Source organism: Enterococcus sp. CWB-B31, from assembly GCF_020567645.1.
Taxonomy (GTDB): domain Bacteria; phylum Bacillota; class Bacilli; order Lactobacillales; family Enterococcaceae; genus Enterococcus_L.
The window spans coordinates 596123-617871 of the sequence record NZ_JAJDJW010000001.1; the positions used below are offsets into that span (position 1 = coordinate 596123).

The window sequence follows — 21749 nt, forward strand, 5'->3', positions numbered from 1 at the left end:
CTTGGAGAGAAGTTTTGAGGTACAGGATTACAGTCGATAAGGAAAAAATGCTCTGTTAAATTGTACGGGAAAATAAAGTATGATTTGTCAGGTGAAGCTCCTATACAAACACAGACTGATGTCCCAAATATCAAGAGACTCCAATGGGGAGAACAGGCATGGTTGAATATAAGTCTTTTCATAAGGCAGCTAAGCTGTTGTTCTTTAGGTTGTATAGTGCTAAAACTCAATGAATAGGTCAAATTCTCTTTCTTATCAGTTTTGTAGGAGGCAATTTAGTATGACCTATCGCTGAGTTTGAAGCGGAAGCTCATTTGTTAGAGTACTCGGCAGAATAGATTTTTACTGACAGAGGTTGCTTTAAACAGTCTATGTTACTTCGCTGGACAACTCCAAGTACTCTATTTTCGAAAAAATTACAGTCAGTATAAGGTTGCGGTATGATTTTATAAAATTTGAAATAAGCAATAATTTAGTTCTTATTAAAAAAACGCTTGCACGAAATTTATTCATGTGCTATTGTTATGACAAAGAGATGTAGAAAGATGGTGGAGGAATGAATGATAATAGATTGCCGCTGTACATTCAAATTGCCAGTGATTTAAAGTTTAAAATTAATTCTGGTGAGTGGAAAGTCGAAGATCAGATCCCGACAGAATATGAGCTTTGTACAATCTATGACGTCAGCCGCATCACGATTAGAAAAGCGATTGATCAGCTGGTCAATGAGGGGTTGCTGTATCGAAAACGTGCAGTAGGCACCTTTGTTCAGGCGAAGGAGCTGGAGGTCAAAGAAACTGTAGTCAAAAGCTTCACACAGGAGATGAATAATCTAGGCAGAAAAGTGCATACATTGGAAGCGAAAGTTAACATGGTGAAAGCGACAGCAAAAATTGCAAATTTTTTGAATATTAATGAAGGTGATCCAGTGCTGAATTTACAGCGGATATTTGGTACTGAAGAACTGGCCTTCGCATTTTTTGACACATATTTTACGTATGAAACATTCTTTTCAACAAGCAGTGAAGATTATTACGGCTCATTTTATGAATATTTAAAAACTTTTGATATCATAGTAGATTCAGTTAAGGAATATGTTGAGGCAGTCAATCCTAGTGAGTACTTAGTGGAAGTGCTCAAAATAGATACAAACACACCAATTTTAAAAAGGGTTAGAATTACACAGCAACTTGGGAAGCAATTTCACGAGTATTCAGAATGTTTTTATATTGGCAGTGAATACCGTTACTATGTCAACGACTTTACTTAAAATAGGTAAAAAATATATTTCTATATTTAGAAATATATTTTTATTACATCTTATTGTAATTACATTATATCAATTGGGAGGAAGGAAAAAATGGCAATTTCATTTATTAGGATCGATGACCGGATTATTCACGGTCAAGTAGTTACTCGTTGGATGAGCGAAAGAAAGTGTGACGGTGTTGTAGCAGTTGATGATCCGTCAGCAACAAATCCTGTATTGGCTAAAATGCTGAAATCGGCAGTTCCGCTGCCCCTAAAAGGGTTTGTGATGACCGAAGAGGAAATTATTCAAAAATGGTCGAAAATCGTTGAAAGTAAACGTCAGTATTTTTTGATCGCCCGTTCGCCAGCAACACTTGTCCGAATTTTTGAAAACGGTGTTAACTTTATTTCGGAGATAAAAGAATTGAATGTGGGACCAATGAGTGTCCGTGAAGGTGCCAAGAAATATGGTAAAAATTTAAGTATGATTCCAGAAGAAGAAGAAGCGTTCGATGTACTGCAGAAAAATGGCATGACAATTTCATTTCAATTAGTTCCTGATTCAAAAAGAAGGACATGGGATGAACTGAAAGCTGAAGGAGGAGAGTAGTGTGGATATAACATTATTGATACAGGCAATCGCTATTTCTGTGATTTGTTATCTGGGTGCATTATCAACTCCTTGGTTATTAGGATTGACCGGAGGATGGTATACGATTACCCGACCTTTAGTCTCAGGGATGATTGTTGGCCTGATTTTAGGTGATATGAAACAAGGAATCATGATGGGTGTTGCAATTCAAACAGTCTATATTGCAATGGTAACGCCAGGAGGGCAAATGCCTGCAGATCTAAATTTTGTTGCTTTTCCGGCAATTGCATTGGCAATGCTTTCTAATACCAGCACAGAAGTTGCTGTAACACTGGCGACAACTATTGGAATTCTTGGAACAATTGTTTTTAATATGTATCAGGTTATCAATTCATTTTGGAACCATCGTGCAGTTGCAGCAATTCGTGAAGGAGATTACAAAAAATTCCGAATGAATGCAATTTTTGGACCTCAGTTAGTCAATTTTATTTCAAGATTTGTTCCCTCTTTTTTAGTGCTCTATTTTGGTTCAGGATTTGCGAAAACAATGCTGGATTCTATGCCTCAATATTTAATTGATGTTATGAGTTATTTAGGCGGTGTTCTGCCGGCAATCGGGATTGCTATGTTGTTGACAGCAGTGGTTAAAGAAAATTCGTTGTTCTTATTCTTTTTATTAGGTTTTGTCTGCATTGTATTCTTAGAGTTGAATATGATTGCATTGACAATCGTTGCAGCTGTGATTGCATATCTTTATTTCAACGGATTGAATAAAAACAGCTCTGTCAGCTCAGCAGGTGTAGTTATTGATGAAGAAGATGAGGAGGAGTTTTAGCAATGACCGAAAAAATCTTAGATAAAAAAACATTGACAAAATCCTATCATAGATGGATGATGTACAATTTGGTTGCTATGAGTTTTGAATTTTTAGAAGCAATGGGCTTTGCACTTTCGATGGAGCCGGTAGCTGACAAACTTTACAAGGATGAACCCGAGAAGAAAAAAGAAATGTTGGAACGTCACACCGCTTTTTATAATACAGAACCTCAAGTCGGTGCATTAATCAATGGAATCGCAGTTGGACTTGAAGAACAAAAAGCAATGGGGAATGCTGGTATCACAGGTGAGCTGATTAACAGCTTAAAAATTGGCTTGATGGGTCCTCTAGCTGGAATTGGAGATTCGATGGTGCCTGGAATGCTGATTCCCATTTTATTATCAATCGGAATGGGGCTTTCCGCTAATGGTAGTAGTTTAGGTGTTTTTTTCTACGTCATTTCATTTAATAGTATTGTTTATTTTGGTTCACGCTATTTATTTTTTAAGGGGTATGAGCTTGGAGCAGAGTCAATAGATGTTTTTACTGGCGAAAAAGCACAACAAATAACAAAAGCAATTACAGTATTAGGAATGACAGTGATCGGCGGTGTAGCAGCCTCGTATGTAAATCTTGAAATACCAGCAAAATTTGCTTTGACGGGAGCGGAAATTGATATACAAGCAATATTAGATGGGATTTTTCCTAAATTAGCACCATTGGTAGTGATTTTTACTTCGTGGTATTTAATGGCTAAAAGAAAAGTTTCCCCAGTTAAGCTGATTTTTATCTATTTCATTGTCGCATTTGCTGCAGTTGGTCTGGCATATTTACTTTAATAAAGGAGCGGATAGAGATGAAAAATCGAATTGTACTTGTAAGTCACTTTGGTCTTGCTTCCGGTATGAAGAAAGCATCGGAATTTATTGTCGGTGAACAGCCAGAGCTTTATGCAGTAGAATTAGATGAGGAAGGTATCGAAGCTTTTAAGAAAAAGCTATCATTTTTACATGACCATGCTTTTGACGGACAGACTATCATTGTCAGTGATATCCCATCAGGTTCACCGGGAGCCGCTGCGTATAGTTTGCTGAACGAAATTAATAATGTTCATTTAATCAGCGGGATGAATCTGCCGCTGATTCTTGAGTTAGTTCTGTCTGGGGGAATAAAACCAATTGCTGAGCTAATTTCGGACGCAGTCCATTCTGCACGGGAAACGATTCAAGATTATACCATTGTTCCCGAAAAAGGAGAGGGTGAGGATGAGTTTTAATTCTGGATTAAATATTTGGTTGAATGAAGCAGAATTAAAGCTGGAATTTGGTGAAGGTCTATTTTATCCTGAACGAGCAGAGAAGCGCCATTTAAATGACATTCGCAGCAGTTTATTGAATAAACATGCTGAGGGACCGGAAGTATTATACACAATCGCAATGGATGTAGGGAAAGAAGGTCATTATAAAGACTTAAAGAAACGAAATCTGCTTTATGGTATCGTTGCCTATAATGACGGGTTAATTGGAAATGAGCTGGTTCGCAGCCAAGGACATATTCATGCCGTTTCTCCCTCATGTCAGTCATCTACACCAGAAGTATACGAAATTTTACAGGGTCAGGCATATATTTATATGCAGGAATTTGTAGGTGAAGTTCCTGGACATTGTATTGCTATTGCAGCAAAACAAGGAGATATCGTGATTGTTCCACCAAACTGGGCACATTATACAGTTAATGCCAGCATAGATGAAAAAATGCTTTTTGGAGCCTGGTGTATTCGTGATTATGCGTTTGAGTATAAAGAAATAAGAGAAAAACAAGGTCTGGCCTTTTATCCGGTGATGGAAAATAATCAAGTTAAATGGTTGAAAAACAACCATTACAGAGAAGCAAAATTGATAGAAAAAACAACAAGGCTATATCCTGAATTTGGTTTATCAAAAGAAAATATATATGTTCAGTATGAAAAACAACCATCACTTTTTGAGTTTGTTACAAAACCACTAAATTATCGACATTTATGGGAGAATTTTCAGCTATAAAAAGGAGTGAGGAAATGATTTGTTTTAATAAAGAGCAGGTTTGTTTAACTGGAAAAGACGTGATACGTAAACAAACAAAGCTTAAAAATTATGCAAATTATTATCAAATGGTTTCTGAATCGGAAGATTTTGAGAAAGTCATTTATGAAGTGGAATACCATGATAATGGTCTAATAGAAGGTGTAAATGGCGGTTTATTTTTTGGAATTTCACATATAATGTCGGGAAAAATTGGTAATGAATATCATATGACTAAAGGACATATCCATCAAAAAAAGGATACTGGAGAATATTACTGGGGACTAAAAGGGGAAGGGTTGCTTTTGTTAGTTTTTAAAGATAAGACCTATCGATTAGAAGAAGTCAAGGAAGGTTCTGTCCATTATATTCCTGGAAATACGAGTCATAGGCTGATTAATACAGGTACTGAGAAATTATCTGTCGGTGCATGCTGGTTAACGGAATCAGGACATGATTATCTGAATTGTGATTTTCCAATCAGAGTAATAAAGAATGGAGAGAAAGCTGTTGAAATCATCAATTGTACGTCCCAAGATAAAAATGAATAAAAAAGCATCTGTTTTAACAACATATGAGGATATTGTCTATTTTATAAAACAAAAATCAGAACATAAAAAGAATTTTACACTTGCGATTGAGTGTTATCCGGTAACTAACGAGCAATTATTGCTGGAAAAAATTATTACACCACTCCAACCATCGATGACGCTCCATGCGGATGAACTGTTTATAAAGGCAGAGGAGATCAACACGAGGATTCAGGAAAATTTAACAGATGATCGAATATTTGGTTTGATGAGTCATCATAAATTAACAGATTTCATTGATAAAGAAAACGTTAAAAATATCTCAAAACGCTTGGAAGAACAAACGAAGAAAGGCGGATTCACTACCATTTATGGAATGGGTGCCTCACTTTTAGAGCAAGTGGATATGGTGATTTATGTAGATCTAGCCAGATGGGAAGTTCAAAAACGTTACCGTTCTGGGAATTATAGCAATTGGTTGGCGAATAATGCAGGCGAAGATTCTCTAAAAATGATTAAACGCGGCTATTTTTTTGAATGGCCTTTAGCAGATTGTTATAAACAAGAAATTGTGGATAGCATTGATTATTTACTAGATATTCATGATGAACAAAGTCCTAAATTGATTGCTTATGATGATTATTTGCAAGGATTGGAAGAAGTTGTTTCTCAGCCCTTTTCTTTAATACCATTTTTTGATCCAGGTGTTTGGGGTGGGACTTGGATGCAGAAGCAATTCGGCGTTGGTTTAACAGAGAAGAATTTGGCGTGGAGTTTTAATGGTGTCCCAGAGGAAAATAGTCTATTGTTGGATTTTTCAGGAACATGTGTTGAAGTTCCGGCAAATAATTTAGTTTTTAATTATGCAGAAAAATTGCTGGGAGAACGGGCTTTTGGTCGTTTTGGTCACGAGTTTCCAATTCGTTTTAATTTTTTGGATACGATGGATGGACAAAATCTCAGCTTGCAGGTACATCCAAAGGTTGACTATGCTCAAAAAGAATTTGGTGTCAATTATACACAGGACGAAAGTTACTATGTACTAGAAGCAAAGAATGATGCTGTTGTCTATTTAGGCGTGAATGAGGGTGTGAAAAAAGAAGAACTGATCCATGCTTTAAAGGAAGCCGAAAAAGGCGAAACAGGATTTGATGATGAAAAATACATTTATCGTCATACGATGGCTAAACATGACCATTATTCTATCCCAGCTGGAACGATTCATTCCAGCGGAAAAGATGCTGTTATTTTAGAAATCAGCGCTACTCCAAATCGTTTTACTTTTAAATTGTGGGACTGGGATCGTGTAGATTTTGATGGTTTGCCTCGACCTGTCAATATCGATCACGGTGAACCTAATATTGATATCTATAAGGATGAACAGTGGGTCAAACGAGAGTTGATCAATCCGTTTACAATTATAGATCAAGGAGAAGGCTGGGTTGAAGAAAAGACGGGGCTTCACGAAACGGAATTTATTGAAACAAGACGCCATACTTTTAGTAAAAAAGTGAGACATGAGAATCATGGCAGTGTTAACGTGTTGAATCTGATTGAAGGAGACGAAGCTTTAGTCACTAGTCCGGAAGGGAAATTTGAACCGTTTCTTATCCAATATGCTCAAACATTTATTATTCCGGCAACTATCGACAACTATGAAATAGAGCCTTGTGGTGCAAGTGCAGGTCAAACAATTAAAACAATCAAAGCATTTGTACGGTAAGATTACTGAGTAAGGAGGAGTTTGGGACAGAAATAAAGTTCCAAACTCTCTTCATATCTACACCCGAATAAACGGCGGTACAAAAACAACTCCTTCGGAATTAAGCCGAACTATCCTGAAAATATGAGGAGCTATTTTCGGATATTCCTTCTTAATTCTCGGAGCTGATCGTTTTTGTCCCGACCTCTCTTGTTTATTGAAGGCTGGTTGATTGCAAGGGTAAAATACGTTTGTTATTAATAAAAAACGAGTTTAATTTATTAATTATTTCAAAATTTTATTTTTTTTTACTGAAAATATGTTGAAAATGTTTGTGGAATATTGTATTTTTGTACGAGTGGAAGAATATTCTGCTGATAAATCTAAAAAAATACATAGTGAAATGAACAATTAATTATAATGAAAATGAAAATTAATTGACATTTATAGATATGGAAGCATCAATTATATAGTATCTAAAATAAAGTCACTTTTCTGAAAAAGACTTTTTGGAATAACACATATAGAAGAAAGGAGGACGTTTTTGAACAAGCTTACATTATTGATGTCGATTTTATTGCTTGGGAATGGAACAGGGGTTTCAGGATTAAGTGTTTTTCAACCAGTTGCTGAAGGAAGTCCAACAACCGAGGTAAACACGGAAGCTGCAAAACAGGCAGATGATGTAAATCAGGAAATAGAAACTTCGGAAGGCTTGGAAGAAACGACCGCGTCTTCATCGGAAGCAGATCCCGAATCTGAAATAGTAACAACAGAAGAAAATCAAATAGAAACAAGCTCGACAGAAACTTTCTCAGATAAGGAAGACGATGATCCTCCGAAAGAAAAAGCTTCAACCTTTGCGGATGGATTACAGGATGAAGATGGTTACTGGCTGGCTGGCGATTTGGCTACACTGAGAACATATATTGTGACGGACAAGAAAAAAGAAATTCGGCTGACAGCTGACATTGATATTGCTGCAACAGCATTACCTCTGTATGATGGATTTGTTTTAGATGGAGCGGGTCATACGATTACTTACAATAAAGGTATACTAGCTGCTGCAGGATTTTATCTACAGGTTACAGGAGCAACTGTTACGATGAAAAATATTAATTTTGGCAACCCAGACGGCTCAGGAGCTGTCGGCTACTATGGGATTATTACCTGCTACGATGCTAATCCAAACATAAACATGATTTTTGAAAATATCAATTACATAACTACAAACGGTCAGCCGTTATACAATATAAATGGGAAGATTATTTTTAGAGGAAACAATACATTTAATCAAACCGGCTCAGGATATTCTCAGGAATGGGCAGAGGCTAATTACATAGAAGTAGAGTCTGGAATAACCAATGTTTACCATAATACTACCGCTAGCTATGGCTTTATTTACGCTCATGGGACGAATTCCAATAGTCCCTATGCCAGTTCAATAAATGTTGTTGTACGTTCGGGAGCAGTATTTGACGTAGAAACCAGCCATGCTTTTTTTTACAGTGCAGCAGCGAGTTATGACCAATCAATTATTGTAGAAGATAATGGAACATTAAAAGTAAAGCAGACATCAACAAACTCGGTGAAAAGCCGGTTTATCTATCCGAATTTAGGAACGAGTGCAGCGACAGATTTTTGTTTTGGTAAAAATGCCAATGTTCAACTGGATTTAAAGGGATCAATTCCTTTGTATAGCTCCAGAGGCGGAATGACTGTTGGTGAAGGTGCAGTGTATGAAATGAATGTTGAAGAAGGTCAAATGTTTTCCTTAAGCACTTTGGGAACATTTTCAATGAATATCGATAATGTAAAAAGAGCTGCTTTTAATGGTACAGCAGATGGAACATTAGGTATTCGAAGCAGCAATACTGCAATCAGCAATCTTTCTTTTCGGGGAACGAACCGGATCAAAGTGGATGCGTATAGCAATGCCTCCACAGAGCTGCCAAGCACCACCTTTAATAAAGTGGACACAGCGTTATACGTCTCGAATACGACTTACCAAAATGTATCAGGAGATACACTGAGTGCGCCAGAATTAAGTGCGTTCGCAACCTCCAAACGATTGGTTTTTTCCAGTGTGTGGGTACCAGACGTTCTTTCTGTAAGCGTGTCAGATGAAAGCAGTCAGGGAGCGACACTGTCTGTCAACTCTGAAAATCACGGACTTCCTGCAACTAAAGTAATATATTATCTCTTTACAGAAGAGAAGGATATCGGTGTGCCGGAAAAAGCAAAATATATTTATACACTGACTGATTTATCTCAACAAGCAGATGGATTCTACAATTACGATGCAGATGATCTAAATCCTAATACGAAGTACTGGATGCAGGTAGTTGTTTCAAATACAAACGGTCAGGGTGACTGGTCAGGTCCGATTTCATTTGCCACAGATCCTGGTCTGAAGTCATTGGAAATAATAAATGATGAAGATCTGACGGAAACAACTGCGAAGATTTCTGGTGCTTTTGCCAACAACACTGGTTTATGGACAGATTTTAGCAATGGCGTAGACAATCCTGCTGGAAACCAGACTGCTGACTTCGGTGCCAGCTTTACGGATGCACTGATTCAACTGGAATACAGCAGAAACAGTGATTTTTCAAATGCAGAAAGTATTTCAGTAGAAAATAGATTTGGGGATAATGACAGTCAGTTTACTGAAGAATTAACCGGTTTGCGTCCGTCTGCAACGTATTATGTCAGAGTCAGAGCAACAGCGGTTTCCGGTAGAGAGATTGTACTTCCGCTGGTTTATGAATTTGAAACAAAGTATGGTGAATATATTGATGTGTCAATACCTGTAGAGATGTTGTTTGGTACAGATAATTCAGAAGCAGCAACTGAAAGTGCTGGAACAATTTATAGTAAAGGCGCCTCCTATGAAGTCGTTAATCAGGGGAATGTGGACACAGCTGTTCAGGTCACAGGTTTTACCCCCAAAAATAAAGCAGCAGAAAATCTTAAATTACTTCCAGACATGAATGGTCAAGTCGCCTCCAACCAATTAGCATTGAAGCTCTTAATGAGCGGTGCTTCCAGCAGTGAAATATTCCTAACACCGGAACTTCAGATAAGTCCGGTAATGATCGGGATAATGAATACAACCGATGAAAATAAACTGCAGTTGGATTTTGGCGGAAAGTTCTTTAATCCTATAGGAGAAGTACTATTTCCATCTTATACAATGACGCTGAGGTTTGAAAAATCAGAATAGGAGAGATTATTATAGAAAAGCAGAACACAATAAGTAATAATAAGAAAAAATGGTTAGGGCTGGCTCTGTTATTATTTTTACTGATTAGCGGCGGTGTGTATTACTATTTCACACAGCAGGAAGAACCAGTTCGGATAGTATCCGGGGATTATCTGCCGGATGCAAAGGAAGCGCAGAAGATGACGGACAAACAGATAAAAGCAGCCGAGCAGAAAATGGTAGATGCCAGCAAGTTCAATATGGTCATCAAACCGGAAGCAACTTTTGCTTCTGGAAATGAAGAAGGAGATATCTATATTCAAAATCCTGAACATAATGCTTACCCAATCAACGTGGTTATTGCTTTGGATGAAGATGGTAAGGAAGTATATTCTTCCGGTGCTGTTGAACCGGGCTATGAGATAAAGAATGCTGTATTAGATGTAGCGCTGGCAAAAGGAGACTATCCGGCAACAGCAACATTTAATATTTATGATCCGGTAACAAAACAGAAGCAGGGGCAGGTTCAAGCAAGCATTATGATTAACGTCTTAGCATAAGAAATGAGTTTAGCAGAATATTCATTCTGTTGACATAAATAAAAAATTATAGAGGAGAAACACATTTATGAAATTAAATAAGAAATTAGTCGCAGCAGCAATGGTTTTAGGTACGGGATTTGCAGGAGTTTCTGCAGCAGGCTCAACTGCAAATGCAGAAACATTTGACGGAATTAATACAGGTGACATTGAAATTAATGGAACAATCGGAAAAATGGATAACACAGATCCGGAGACTGATTTGCCGGAAGGTTCAGATGACTGGATTAACATCACGGTTGATACAGCGACAGCATTCCATACAACAATTGCTTCAGATCATACAGAGATTGAATCAGCTGACTACAGCATTCAAAATAATTCAGGTCGCGGTGTCGCGGTTTATCTGTCTTCACTGACAGGAACACCAAACTATGTGACACAATTAACGGTTAATCCAGCAGCAGCTTCAACTGCTTTGGTTTCAACTCCGGCAGCTGTTAATTTGATTGATGGAGGAGCAGTTGCATCAATGCCGGCAACGCCATGGCTGACGCTGGCAAATAATGAAGGCCGTCTGAATCTTGTGAGTGACGCTGCAGATACATATGGAAGCGAAGCCACATTCCACTATACAGGAACAGTTGAAAATGCACCGGCAGTTGCAGAATCAGAAAACTATACATTAACATTGAAATTTGCTTCTGTACAAGCTGACGGTACAACAATCGGCAGATAATTAAGCATTATAGCAGCAATTCTGAGGGAGAGGTCACAATGAAAAAGCACTGGTCTAACAGAATACTCTTTATCATTCTCGTGATTTTTTCTCTTGGATTTTCCTGGTTCAACTAATGCCAACAGTGCTTCGGTTGAAATTAGTGGGAAAGTTGGAAGAGGAATAACTACTGAGAGCTCTGTGATTCCAGAAGAGTCTGATTCAACCGAACCTTCAGAGGAACCTGCTTCACCAAAAGAAGATACTATTTTTGGAGGGCGGCTACCAAATGCTGGTGAACATAGCCTATATTTATTAATGTTCATTAGAATTGTCGTACTTCTGCTGTTTGCTCGGGCAAGTAACAGAAAGAGCAAAGAAGATGAATGAAGAGGCAGGGGAATCTTCCTTTGTCTTTTTTTCGATTCTATCAAAAGCTGAGAAACAATTCTTGGAACCGTGAGTCTTATTTGTGCAGGAATATTTGCTTGTTGCATGTTCGAAGATCATACAAGATGTGCTATATATTTAGTTTATATAAAATATAAAAGCTATACAGCATTTGAAACACATCGCAGTGATTCTGAATGGCTGACCTAATTGTATAATGATTGGCTGAGAGAGAACTGAAAATATCCTCATTTATTTCAGTATGTGCAGTAAATCACTTGTCTAATCTTGAATAAACAAATATACTTTATTATGTATAACTGAATAGCGAATGACTGCCTAGCTCCATTCAAACGAATAGTTGAAACAGGAGTATAAAGGCGATCTTATTTAAAAAAAGGAAATATTTATTTTTTGGACATACATTTGTGAATCTGATCACGAATTTGTCATTTATAGTATTGTATGAAAAAAAGTTTTAGGGGGAATCAACGTGAAAAAAGGAATGGTAAAAAACTGCATTTTGGGGTTCTCGGCAGTGCTGCTTTTGGGTGCTTGCGGAGGCGGCAACACAACAAAAGAAAGCAGCGGGAGTTCTTCAAGTTCAACTGGAAGCTCAGCTGAAACGGTCTCAGGTGCATCTCAGCAGGAGTACACAGATCCAAGCAAGCTGGAAGATGAGTATGATATTGTTATTGTGGGTGCAGGCGGAGCTGGAATGGCGGCAGCTTTATCAGCAAAAGAAGCTGGAATGAATCCGGTAATTTTTGAGAAGATGCCTTTTGCCGGAGGGAATACACTGAAATCCTCTGGTGGGATGAACGCTTCTGAAACAAAATTTCAGAAAGAACAGGGGATTGAAGACAGCAATGATCTTTTCTATGAAGATACGCTGACTGGTGGAAAAGGAACCAACGATAAAGAATTGCTGCGTTATCTTGTAGATAACTCTGCAGCTGGTATTGAGTGGCTGGATTCAATGGGGATTACACTTGATAATATCAGTTACAGCGGCGGAGCGAGTGTGAAACGAATTCACCGCCCGACAGACGGTTCAGCAGTAGGCACGTATCTGGTTGCCGGCTTGATTAGAAATATTCATGAACAGGAAATTCCGATATTTGTCAATTCAACAGTTACTAAGATAAATGAAAAAGACGGAAAAGTAACGGGAGTGGAAGTTGATGTTGAGGGTGAAACAAAAACAGTTTCTGGAGATGCTCTGATTATAACTACTGGAGGATATGGTTCAAACAAAGAAATGATTGAAAAATATCGTCCGGATTTGAAAGGATATGTGAGTACAACATCTGAAGGCAGTACTGGCGACGGTATCACAATGATTGAAAAGCTGGGTGGAGCAACCGTGGATATGGATCAGATTCAGGTTCACCCAACAGTTGTTCAGGAAACAGGAATGCTGATCAGTGAAACCGTTCGTGGAGAAGGTGCCATCCTTGTGAATCAGCAGGGAGAACGTTTCTATAATGAGCTTGAAACAAGAGATAATGTATCTGCGGCAATTACTGATTTACCTGAAGGTTATGCTTATTTGATTTTTGATGATGCTTTGGCAAATCGGGCGAAACAGCTGGAGTATTATAAAGAGCAAGGCGTAGTTATAGAGGCAGATACGATTGAAGCATTGGCAGAAAAAATTGATGCAGAACCTGAGATATTGAAAGCTTCGTTGGACACATGGAACAAAGCAGTGAAAGATCAGAAGGACCCGGACTTTGGCCGAGAAACTGCGATGGATTATGACTTAACAGAAGCACCTTACTATGCGATTCAAATAGCTCCCGGTATTCACCATACAATGGGCGGCGTGAAAATTAATAAGGACACACAGGTCTTAAAAGAAGATGGCTCAGCAATTGAAGGTTTGTATGCTGCCGGCGAACTGACGGGTGGAATTCATGGTCAGAATCGAATTGGCGGAAATGCTGTTGCAGATATTATTGTATTCGGACGTCAGGCGGGAACAAAATCTGCTGAATTTGCTGGAAAAGCAGCTGAATAATTTATCTTCATGAATGCGTGAATAACTGTAAGTAGCTCTGCTTGGCAGATGTCTATTTACAGTTTTTTGATTATCATATCCCCTTCTATCTGTTCCTTCCTGCTTGGTAACTGGATAGAAAGTTTCTGATAGTCTAAACTGTTTTTTTATTCATTAGTAACTTTATTGATTTTCCGCATAGCATTGACTATAATTTTGAGGAATCACTTAGAAGATAGGTACAGAAAGGAATGAAATCGATAAAACTTGTTCAGCAATCATCAAGTATACCATTGATTTATTTATTAAGATAAAGATAGGAGAAAGGGGGGAAGAACATGCTGCAGCAGTTAAATCAGTTGATGGACTACATCGAACAGCATCTGACAGAAGAACTTTTTATTGAAGATGAAGCTAAACGTATTGGGCTGTCAGAGTATCATCTCAGGAGAACCTTTTCTTTTATTGCGGGTATGCCCTTGAGTGAATATATTAAAAATCGAAAGCTGGCATCTGCAAATCTCGATTTGGTAAAAGGGGAGAAAGTCACCGCTGTAGCTTTCAAATACGGATATCAGTCAATCGAAGGATTTTCAAGAGCGTTTCGTGACTGGACGGGATATCTGCCGTCGGAAGTCAGCAAAAGCGGTCTGCAGAAGACTTTTCCCAAACGCTCCTTTTTTATTACAGTTCAAGGAGGAGAATCAATGCATGTAAAACTTGAGAAAAAAGAAGCTTTTAATCTAGTGGGGGTTACTAAGAAGGCTCCAATTCAATTTGAAGGGGAAAATAATGTAATTGTTGAACTGGCGCAGTCAATTACGGAGAAACAACGGAAAGAGATGCATGAGTTGGGAGATCTCTATCCTCATCAGGTTATGAATGCTTCTTATGGCTTTAGTGAGGGGCGGATGGAAGAGAAGGGGGAGCTCATTCATTTAATCGGATTCTTAACTACTAGTGAAAAGAAGCCGGAAACATTGGAATTGATACGAGTACCGGCGAATTTGTGGGCTATATTTCCAAATGAGGGACCATTTCCAGCAACCTTACAGGAGACATGGGGAAAAATCTATTCAGAATGGCTGCCGTCTTCTGATTATGAGCTTGTCGAAGCACCGGAGATTTCATTCACGAAGTTTGAAGATAAAAAAGAGTTATACAGTGAACTATGGATTGCTGTAAAGAGAAAATAAAAATAGTGTAAATCGCAGTGAAGATAAGCGATTCATACTTTTCAGAAATACTTCTCACTTAATGAACACTAAAAGGAAAATTACTACGGAAATACGAATCAGTACATGGGCAGTTCCCCTAAATCTGATTCGTGTTTTTCTGTTTTCTAATGTGCTGCAAACTTGTATCGTAGCAAGAATAATGTGTAAAAGTATAAAGAGGAAGCTGTTTCTGATTCACTTGAGTTCAGACTTAAGTCGTATTCACACGTCATTATTTCTGCGGTATAGTTCAGGGTAAGAGGTGTTGTGCATGAGAAAATTATTCGGTGCAGCCATTGAAGTGCTGTCTGAGCTCATCTTACATTTATTTTTTAGACTTCCTGAATAGGGAAGTTTTTTGTTGCAGCTCATTAATAAATTATGATGCATGTTTCGTCCTTTAAAATTGCGTGGCAGTAATTAATAAAAGCAGTGTAAACACAATTATTATATAACGATTATGAAAGGTGGAAAGGAATAGATAATCAGAAAAAGAGTAGGATTTCTCTTGTTTTTCCACATTATTTGATAAATAACAGAACAAAATTTCAACTGTAAGGTTGACTAACAGGACTTTGATGGTGTAGTTTTAATAAGCAAGTGTTTTTCGTATAAGAAAAATCATTCCATGTTATTGAGATAGTCATCTTTTAAGCTGATTCAGGTCAGAGAAAATAGATTTTCGCAGAGCAGTATAGAGATAGAGCTGGCTGCCGATTTAAAGTATAGAAAGAGGGAGGGATAGGAATGTTTAGGGTTTACAAATATTTTTTGGCTCAACCGTTGGATTGGATTTTTTGTTTTATGACAGTGGAAGAGTACAAAGCGTCTTTGAGAAAGAAATATGGTGAAAATAAGAAAGCGAACGATCGGATTTTTGGAACGGTTACAGGATTTATTGAAGAGATTGATGATCTTGTGGATTTTGCGCTTGATGATTTTGATCAGATGTTTGGAGAATATACACGGCTGAGAGTAGCACCGTTGGTATTTCCTCTTCCGACAGGAGAGATGGACGGCTCTGCTTCTTTTGCTGTTATTTTGAAAAGAGCAGAGGATGGCGATACGTTTATCTATTCATCTGTAAAACTTGCATATTTAGAATAAACATGGCAGCAGGTAAAAAAATAAGCACTGGTTTTTAGATATAAAAATCTGAAAACCAGTGCTTATTTATGCTATTCAGTTAAAGAATCGTAGTGTACTTAATTATAAAATGCGTATGGATATTATACAGAGGATGAAGAAAAAAACAGCCGAAGTCCGGAATCGGATGAAAAATCCGAGAAAGAGCTTTGACTGTCCATCCCTGTTTATTTAAACTGATGCCAGAATTTTTTACGATAGTGGCGAATCCATAGAAAGATAAAAAGGAAAAGTACAGCAAGAACAAACAGGTTCAGCGGCCAGAAAGGCAGAAATGCTGTGGCAAATCCATAAGCTGTAAGAACCAGAATACTGCCGAATATAGTTCCCAGCATAGTAACAACAAGGCCGACACTGCCGGAACCCCTGTTAAACAGCTGAGTGATACTTGTCCAGTCCAGCAAAAGAAATTGATAATCCCTAGAAAAAAAACGCAGGCAGAACAAGAAGCATCCCAAGAGTGCACCGGCTAAAAGAGCGATAATTAAAGCTGGCGGCAGTTTGAAAACAAAACCTGCAATTAATGAAATCGCTCCGGTTAGAATGCTTTGAATAATCAAACCAACTAAAAATTTCTGTTTCATATAATAATGCATGGAGATTGGCAGGGATTGTAAAAACGTAAAATTTTCCTGATCCAATGAAATCAGATTACTGATAAAGGAAGTCTGATTAACTGTCATCGCAGCTATGGCTGCGCCCGCAAGAAAAACGACACCAATAAAACGAATGTCTAGTGCACTTAAATTCAGCATTCCGCCGATTGCAAATGTAACAATGAAGATAATCGGCATCAGCAGAGAATTGGAAAGTACCTGCATGATCAAATTTGGTTCTTTTAACAACTGGAGATTGTAGCTGATATACAATTGGGATAAGCTTTGGTTGGCTTTATACGTACGTCGAATGTTTCCTTTTGCGGCAGATGCCTCAGTCAGCTGTTCGTAAAGTCTTGGTAAAATCAGTAATTTGATTCCTTCAAACAACACCAGAAGAAGCCCTAAAAGCCCTGCAAAACTAATTAATCCAGCTGTTGAAAATGGTGTTGCACTGATATGGAAAATCGGCATAAAAAATATAATTGGATTGCGGTCCATCTGCTCTATCCCTGTTGAAGAGCTTTCCATATTCATCCAGACAATCCCGATGACTGCAATAGTCATGGAAAGCCCCAATAATAAACTGGTTACCACTTTTTTATGCTTTTTGAAAAAGCTGGTTCTAGTTAAACCAAAAACAATGAGAGAACAAAAAGTAAAAACGATAGCCAGAATAAGGAGGAACAGCAAAAGTGATAGTAGGATAGTCAGCGGCATAAAAATTCCTGAACGCCAGCCGGTCATCATAAAGACAATGAACATGGGAAATACAAAGGGTGAAACGGTCATTGTCACTACTAAAATTTTTGACAGAAAAATCGTACCCTGACTAAATGGCAGGGGAAGATAAGCAGGAAGGTCCCGGCTTTCAAAAAAGATATTATAAATCACAGAAATTCCCTGTGAAAATGCTAAGATGGTGAATAATGCCACGTAATAAGTAAAGAATCCCGGCAGTTTGCTGAAATCCAGCATAAACATCGTAGTACCGTAGATGAATAAAAATGCAACGCCGGAAAACAGATACTGATTAATCAGAGAACGTGTCAGTTCTTTTCCGCTTTTTCCTTTTCTACGGAGCTTGTCAGTAATCTGAGGATTGGCATAACGTAAATTTGTGCGCACCAATTCTGAAAGCTGCAGCTTATTCATGTTCGTTATCCTCAATGCTTTCCAGCAGCGTATCTGACTGACGTCCAGCCATCTTCAGATAAATTGCTTCTAGGGATTCATTCGGAGATTGTTCCAAAAGCTGTTTGACAGAACCGTTATAAATCAGCTCACCCTTTTTCAAAATAGCTAATTCATCACACAACTGCTGTGCTGTATCAAGAGCGTGTGTAGAAAAAATGACAGTTTTTCCCTTTTGTGCATGAGCTTTCATCAATTCTTTTAAATCAAACGCAGCTTGAGGATCCAATCCCTGCATCGGTTCATCTAAAATCCAAATATCAGGATCAGGCAGCAGGGCACCGATAACAATTGTCTTTTGACGCATCCCATGGGAAAAGCTTGCCAGGGTTTCGTCTTGATGACTCAGCATATCGAACAAAATTGCCAGCTCATTTAACCGCTGCTGTTTCTGTCCTATCTCAATTTCGTAAGCTGCTGCAATTAAATCCCAATATTCACCTGCTGTTAACTGCAGGAAGATATCCGGTGTATCTGCAACATAGGCTATTTTCTTTTTAATGGCAATTCTGTTTGCTTTCAGTTCCAGCCCATCAATTGTGATTGTGCCTGTTGTGGGCTCAATGACACTGACCAAGCTCTTAATGGTCGTTGATTTACCGGCACCGTTGTGTCCAAGAAAGCCAAAAATTTCCCCCGGTCTGATTGTTAAAGTTAAATCTTTCAGTGCTTGCTTTGTGCCATAGCTTTTACTGACATTTACTAATTCGATCATATACATCCCACCTTTTCTTATTAAATACTTCCTCTTTCATTATACGTGCAGCTTGGTATTTTTGGAAAGCGAATATGTGTTGAATTTTTTTCAAATAGTATTGTCGCAAAGATATAAGTAAATTTGAAGCAAAAGGATTTAAAAGACAATCTGACTGTCTGGCTAAAACAGATATTGGCACGGAAAATTCCAAAGAACAGCTTAAGGTGCTGATTCGTACAGCTCTGCTTCATTGTAACCAAGGCTTGGACAAAGACAAACTAAATGAGGAACTTGGATTAATTGACTCGGGGTATCTGGGAGATGCCGGCATTATGATAGAAAGTCTGCATGTAGGGATTGCTGGATTTCGTTAAATGATAGGATTTATGTTTGAATTAGTGGAAATGAAAAGATTGGATGATCAAGAATTTTTGCAGTGTCAAAGGAAATTTGGGAATCAACAGCTGTTTTACACGGATAGTTCCAGTTGGTTTGATTCCAGTTAGGGATGAAATCGGCGTTCTTTGCTAAGTTGCTCCCGTGTTGGCTGTACGTTTCTTAGATTAGATTTAATTCGGGCGATATACTAGGTGATGTGAGAGGGGTGGAAAGTTATTCAACTTTCCCCTATACTCAATTTCATTTTTCAGAAGAAATATTATATTTATTGGTTTGAAAATAAACTTAACATGAATTTTGCTTTAATATTCACTAGGATATACGAATAGTTCAAAAAAATACTATTCCTTTTCTTGTTTTTTTCGCTTTCTTCCTTTTGTTTTGTTAAAATCTAATATGAGAGGCAGGAGTAGGGAATTGTTATACCGAAATGGAGGGGATGAATGAGAGTTTATTTGATTGAGGATGATGCGGCATTGCCCCGCTTGCTTCAGACTGCTATTGAAAAATATGCCTTTGAAGTGGTTCCGGCAAATGAGTTTGAACATTTGAAAAATGAATTTCAACAGCAGCAGCCTGATTTTGGTTGATGGACATCAATCCGCCAGATTTTGACAGTTTTTACTGGATCAGAGAAACTCGTAAACAGTCAAATGTGCCGATTATTATTTTGTCTGCTCGGGATTATTCAATGGATCAGGTTATGGCAATGGAGTATGGCAGGGATGATTATTTGGGGAAACCAGCGGATACATAAGTACTGATTGCCCAAATTAAAAGCCAGCTGCAACTGGTTTATGGAGAATATTTGGTAGTGGGGGAACGGATTTTTATCTATCATGAGCTGAAGTATTTTTCAGAACGGCTGGAGGTTCACTAGCATGGAAAACACGAGTCTTTGATGAAAAAGAAGATGTGCTTCTGGAACTGCTGATTCAGCATGCCCCAATGTTGTTAAGCAGGAAAACTTATTAATGAAACTGTGGGATGATCAGCGTTTTATTGATGACAGTACGCTGCCTGTCAATAGGAAAGGTCTTCAAAAAAAATGGAGGATATGGGACTGCCGAATAAAATAAAAGCGATACGAAATAAAGGATATCAAATGGATTGGAAAGGTGAATAATGAAACTATATATCAAAAACTACTGGATTAAATTTTTGCTGTGTTGTGGAATTTTTCTATTTGTTTTTTTCATCTCTGGATTGACAGAGACATTCAACTGGCAACTAACCGCCTATCTAATGGGGGTGGGGAGCTTTCTTTTTCTAATGTATTTTGCAGTTGATTATTACATGAAACGCCAGCTTTATGCATTTTTAAGCGGTCAGACAAACAGAATAGCATCTGGAGATACGAATCCGGAAAGTTTAGCTATTCAGAGAAAGGTCAGCAAGGTATTGAAGGACCAGGAGATCGATCTGATGATTCAGAGTGAAAAGCGGGAGCAGCAAGTAACGTTTATGAATCTTTGGGTCCATCAGATGAAGACACCGCTCACTGCACTGGAAATGCTGGCACAGGAAAATCAGCTGGACAGTGATGCTGTATTGGCAGAAACACAGCGACTGAAAAGCGGCTTGGATCTGGCTTTAAATGAAGCCAGATTGGTGGAGGGGATAGAAAAAGATTTTGTGCTGAAGCAGGTCTCACTTTCAGAGATAGTGAATAAAGTGATCAATGCACAGAAGAATTATTTCATTCAGTATGAGACGTATCCTGTAGTGCATTTGGATGAAGATATAATAGTAATTACTGATGAAAAATGGTTGTTTTTTATTATTGAACAACTGTTGATTAATGCGATTAAATATTCTCATCCAAAAGGAAATATTTTGATTGAGACTAAGCTTTTAGATGAGAAACCAAACGTGATAATTAATGATTTTGGCATAGGAATTCCAAGAGAAGATTTGTTTCGTGTCTGGCAGCCGTTTTTCACTGGCGAAAATGGACGAGATTCAGGAGAAGCTGCAGGAATGGGCCTGTACCTTGTTGAACTGGCTGCTGATCCCCTGGGAATTATGGTTGAAATTGACTCATCTGAAGGACAAGGAACGACTGCCTCAGTAGAGTTTCCAAAACAGCAGTCTTAGATATAGAATAATCGCTCTTTTCAGTCTAGCTCGGGACAAAAGCAATCAGCTCCAAGAATTAAGAAAGAATATCCGAAAATTGTCAAGAAACACGATTCATAAAATGAATAGCTATGAATTGATACACTACGCTGTGTTTCGATCACATCAATTTCTACGTAGGGAACATACGAGAGTTGACGGGCGCTTCACTGGGATTGCTTTAGTAGAGTAGATGAAGTCCTGTTATCTACTCGGTGAAGAACCTGGAGCTGCTCATATTTTCAGGCTCGTTCGGTTTAATTCCGAAGGAGCTGCTCCTGCGGTTACTCGTCGCAAAAAGAATTTTTGCTTTTGTACCGCCGTTTATTCGGGGGATATACAAAGATCGTTTGGAACTTTATTTCTGTCCCACTCTCAATGAATTTGCTGCTGTTTGAGCAGACTGATTATCTTGCTTCTCTTCAACATTTTCTTATAACTGTGTAAGAAAAATGACAGCTTCGGCAATAGGAAGAATGAAGTGATCTTGATACACTTAAGATACTGAAAAGAGGAGGATAATAGTATGCCGGTTTTAGAGATCAGTTATTTAGTTAAGACTTATACGAATGAAGT

21 protein-coding genes and 1 riboswitch are annotated in these 21749 nt (G+C 38.1%); of the genes, 18 read left to right on the plus strand and 3 right to left on the minus strand.

The genetic code is table 11. The features are described 5' to 3' along the window. The first annotated feature begins 76 nt into the window (after positions 1 to 76). A riboswitch (M-box (ykoK) riboswitch) is annotated at positions 77 to 245 on the plus strand. Positions 246 to 556: 311 nt separating this feature from the next. The 11 genes from LI954_RS02500 to LI954_RS02550 all read left to right on the plus strand — a co-directional run bounded on the left by LI954_RS02500 (position 557) and on the right by LI954_RS02550 (position 11435). Then, positions 557 to 1270 (plus strand): GntR family transcriptional regulator, encoded by a 714-nt coding sequence (locus LI954_RS02500; protein WP_202067639.1) that lies wholly within the window; start codon positions 557 to 559, stop codon positions 1268 to 1270. 90 nt (positions 1271 to 1360) lie between these two features. After that, positions 1361 to 1861: a PTS system mannose/fructose/N-acetylgalactosamine-transporter subunit IIB gene (locus tag LI954_RS02505; protein ID WP_229443426.1), complete on the plus strand. Its 501-nt coding sequence runs from the start codon at positions 1361 to 1363 to the stop codon at positions 1859 to 1861. Between the two features lies 1 nt (position 1862). Next, complete coding sequence (locus tag LI954_RS02510; RefSeq protein ID WP_202067641.1) at positions 1863 to 2678, plus strand: PTS mannose/fructose/sorbose/N-acetylgalactosamine transporter subunit IIC; 816 nt, start codon at positions 1863 to 1865, stop codon at positions 2676 to 2678. A gap of 2 nt (positions 2679 to 2680) precedes the next feature. Next, positions 2681 to 3499, plus strand: coding sequence for a PTS system mannose/fructose/sorbose family transporter subunit IID (locus LI954_RS02515; protein WP_229442363.1), 819 nt, complete (start codon positions 2681 to 2683; stop codon positions 3497 to 3499). A 17-nt stretch (positions 3500 to 3516) separates the two neighbouring features. Then, positions 3517 to 3936 carry a PTS sugar transporter subunit IIA gene (locus tag LI954_RS02520; protein WP_202067643.1) on the plus strand — a complete coding sequence of 140 codons (420 nt, stop codon included), beginning with the start codon at positions 3517 to 3519 and terminating at the stop codon, positions 3934 to 3936. Further along, positions 3926 to 4702 carry a glucose-6-phosphate isomerase family protein gene (locus LI954_RS02525; protein WP_202067644.1) on the plus strand — a complete coding sequence of 259 codons (777 nt, stop codon included), beginning with the start codon at positions 3926 to 3928 and terminating at the stop codon, positions 4700 to 4702. Before LI954_RS02520 ends, LI954_RS02525 begins: the two co-directional genes overlap by 11 nt. 14 nt (positions 4703 to 4716) lie before the next feature. Continuing rightward, positions 4717 to 5271 carry a glucose-6-phosphate isomerase family protein gene (locus tag LI954_RS02530; RefSeq protein WP_202067645.1) on the plus strand — a complete coding sequence of 185 codons (555 nt, stop codon included), beginning with the start codon at positions 4717 to 4719 and terminating at the stop codon, positions 5269 to 5271. Then, positions 5231 to 6973 carry a class I mannose-6-phosphate isomerase gene (locus LI954_RS02535; RefSeq protein ID WP_229443428.1) on the plus strand — a complete coding sequence of 581 codons (1743 nt, stop codon included), beginning with the start codon at positions 5231 to 5233 and terminating at the stop codon, positions 6971 to 6973. Before LI954_RS02530 ends, LI954_RS02535 begins: the two co-directional genes overlap by 41 nt. Before the next feature lie 523 nt (positions 6974 to 7496). Next, on the plus strand, positions 7497 to 10178 hold the full coding sequence (locus tag LI954_RS02540; protein ID WP_229443429.1) for a hypothetical protein: 2682 nt from the start codon (positions 7497 to 7499) through the stop codon (positions 10176 to 10178). Positions 10179 to 10273: 95 nt separating this feature from the next. Next, positions 10274 to 10717 carry a hypothetical protein gene (locus tag LI954_RS02545; RefSeq protein WP_229442368.1) on the plus strand — a complete coding sequence of 148 codons (444 nt, stop codon included), beginning with the start codon at positions 10274 to 10276 and terminating at the stop codon, positions 10715 to 10717. Positions 10718 to 10784: 67 nt separating this feature from the next. Next, positions 10785 to 11435, plus strand: a complete 651-nt coding sequence (locus LI954_RS02550) for a hypothetical protein (protein WP_229443430.1) — start codon at positions 10785 to 10787, stop codon at positions 11433 to 11435. Here the strand turns inward: LI954_RS02550 and LI954_RS02555 are convergent. Beyond that, complete coding sequence (locus tag LI954_RS02555; protein WP_229443431.1) at positions 11375 to 11911, minus strand: hypothetical protein; 537 nt, start codon at positions 11909 to 11911, stop codon at positions 11375 to 11377. The genes LI954_RS02550 and LI954_RS02555 overlap by 61 nt on opposite strands. Before the next feature lie 398 nt (positions 11912 to 12309). Here LI954_RS02555 and LI954_RS02560 point away from each other — a divergent pair, with 398 nt between their 5' ends. From LI954_RS02560 to LI954_RS02570, 3 genes are all read left to right on the plus strand, one after another. Continuing rightward, a complete protein-coding gene (locus LI954_RS02560; protein WP_229442388.1) occupies positions 12310 to 13827 on the plus strand; it encodes a flavocytochrome c in 1518 nt (505 codons plus the stop codon). A 317-nt stretch (positions 13828 to 14144) separates the two neighbouring features. Beyond that, positions 14145 to 15002: an AraC family transcriptional regulator gene (locus tag LI954_RS02565; protein WP_202067650.1), complete on the plus strand. Its 858-nt coding sequence runs from the start codon at positions 14145 to 14147 to the stop codon at positions 15000 to 15002. Between the two features lie 768 nt (positions 15003 to 15770). Next, positions 15771 to 16130 (plus strand): hypothetical protein, encoded by a 360-nt coding sequence (locus LI954_RS02570; RefSeq protein WP_202067651.1) that lies wholly within the window; start codon positions 15771 to 15773, stop codon positions 16128 to 16130. Between the two features lie 206 nt (positions 16131 to 16336). Here LI954_RS02570 and LI954_RS02575 read toward each other — a convergent pair whose 3' ends face one another. Together LI954_RS02575 and LI954_RS02580 are read right to left on the minus strand one after the other, a co-directional pair. Further along, positions 16337 to 17920 carry an ABC transporter gene (locus LI954_RS02575; RefSeq protein WP_229442370.1) on the minus strand — a complete coding sequence of 528 codons (1584 nt, stop codon included), beginning with the start codon at positions 17918 to 17920 and terminating at the stop codon, positions 16337 to 16339. Beyond that, a complete protein-coding gene (locus LI954_RS02580; RefSeq protein ID WP_229443433.1) occupies positions 17913 to 18674 on the minus strand; it encodes an ABC transporter ATP-binding protein in 762 nt (253 codons plus the stop codon). Before LI954_RS02580 ends, LI954_RS02575 begins: the two co-directional genes overlap by 8 nt. A gap of 206 nt (positions 18675 to 18880) precedes the next feature. Between LI954_RS02580 and LI954_RS02585 the strand changes: the two genes are divergently transcribed. From LI954_RS02585 to LI954_RS02600, 4 genes are all read left to right on the plus strand, one after another. Continuing rightward, a complete protein-coding gene (locus LI954_RS02585; RefSeq protein ID WP_229442372.1) occupies positions 18881 to 19030 on the plus strand; it encodes a hypothetical protein in 150 nt (49 codons plus the stop codon). A gap of 468 nt (positions 19031 to 19498) precedes the next feature. Continuing rightward, the gene (locus LI954_RS02590; RefSeq protein ID WP_229443435.1) at positions 19499 to 19645 is read left to right on the plus strand and encodes a hypothetical protein; all 147 of its coding nucleotides are present in this window, start codon (positions 19499 to 19501) and stop codon (positions 19643 to 19645) included. Then, positions 19645 to 19812: a hypothetical protein gene (locus tag LI954_RS02595; protein ID WP_202067655.1), complete on the plus strand. Its 168-nt coding sequence runs from the start codon at positions 19645 to 19647 to the stop codon at positions 19810 to 19812. The genes LI954_RS02590 and LI954_RS02595 overlap by 1 nt, the downstream gene beginning before the upstream one ends. 368 nt (positions 19813 to 20180) lie before the next feature. Further along, the gene (locus tag LI954_RS02600; protein ID WP_229443437.1) at positions 20181 to 21152 is read left to right on the plus strand and encodes a sensor histidine kinase; all 972 of its coding nucleotides are present in this window, start codon (positions 20181 to 20183) and stop codon (positions 21150 to 21152) included. Positions 21153 to 21749 lie beyond the last annotated feature (597 nt).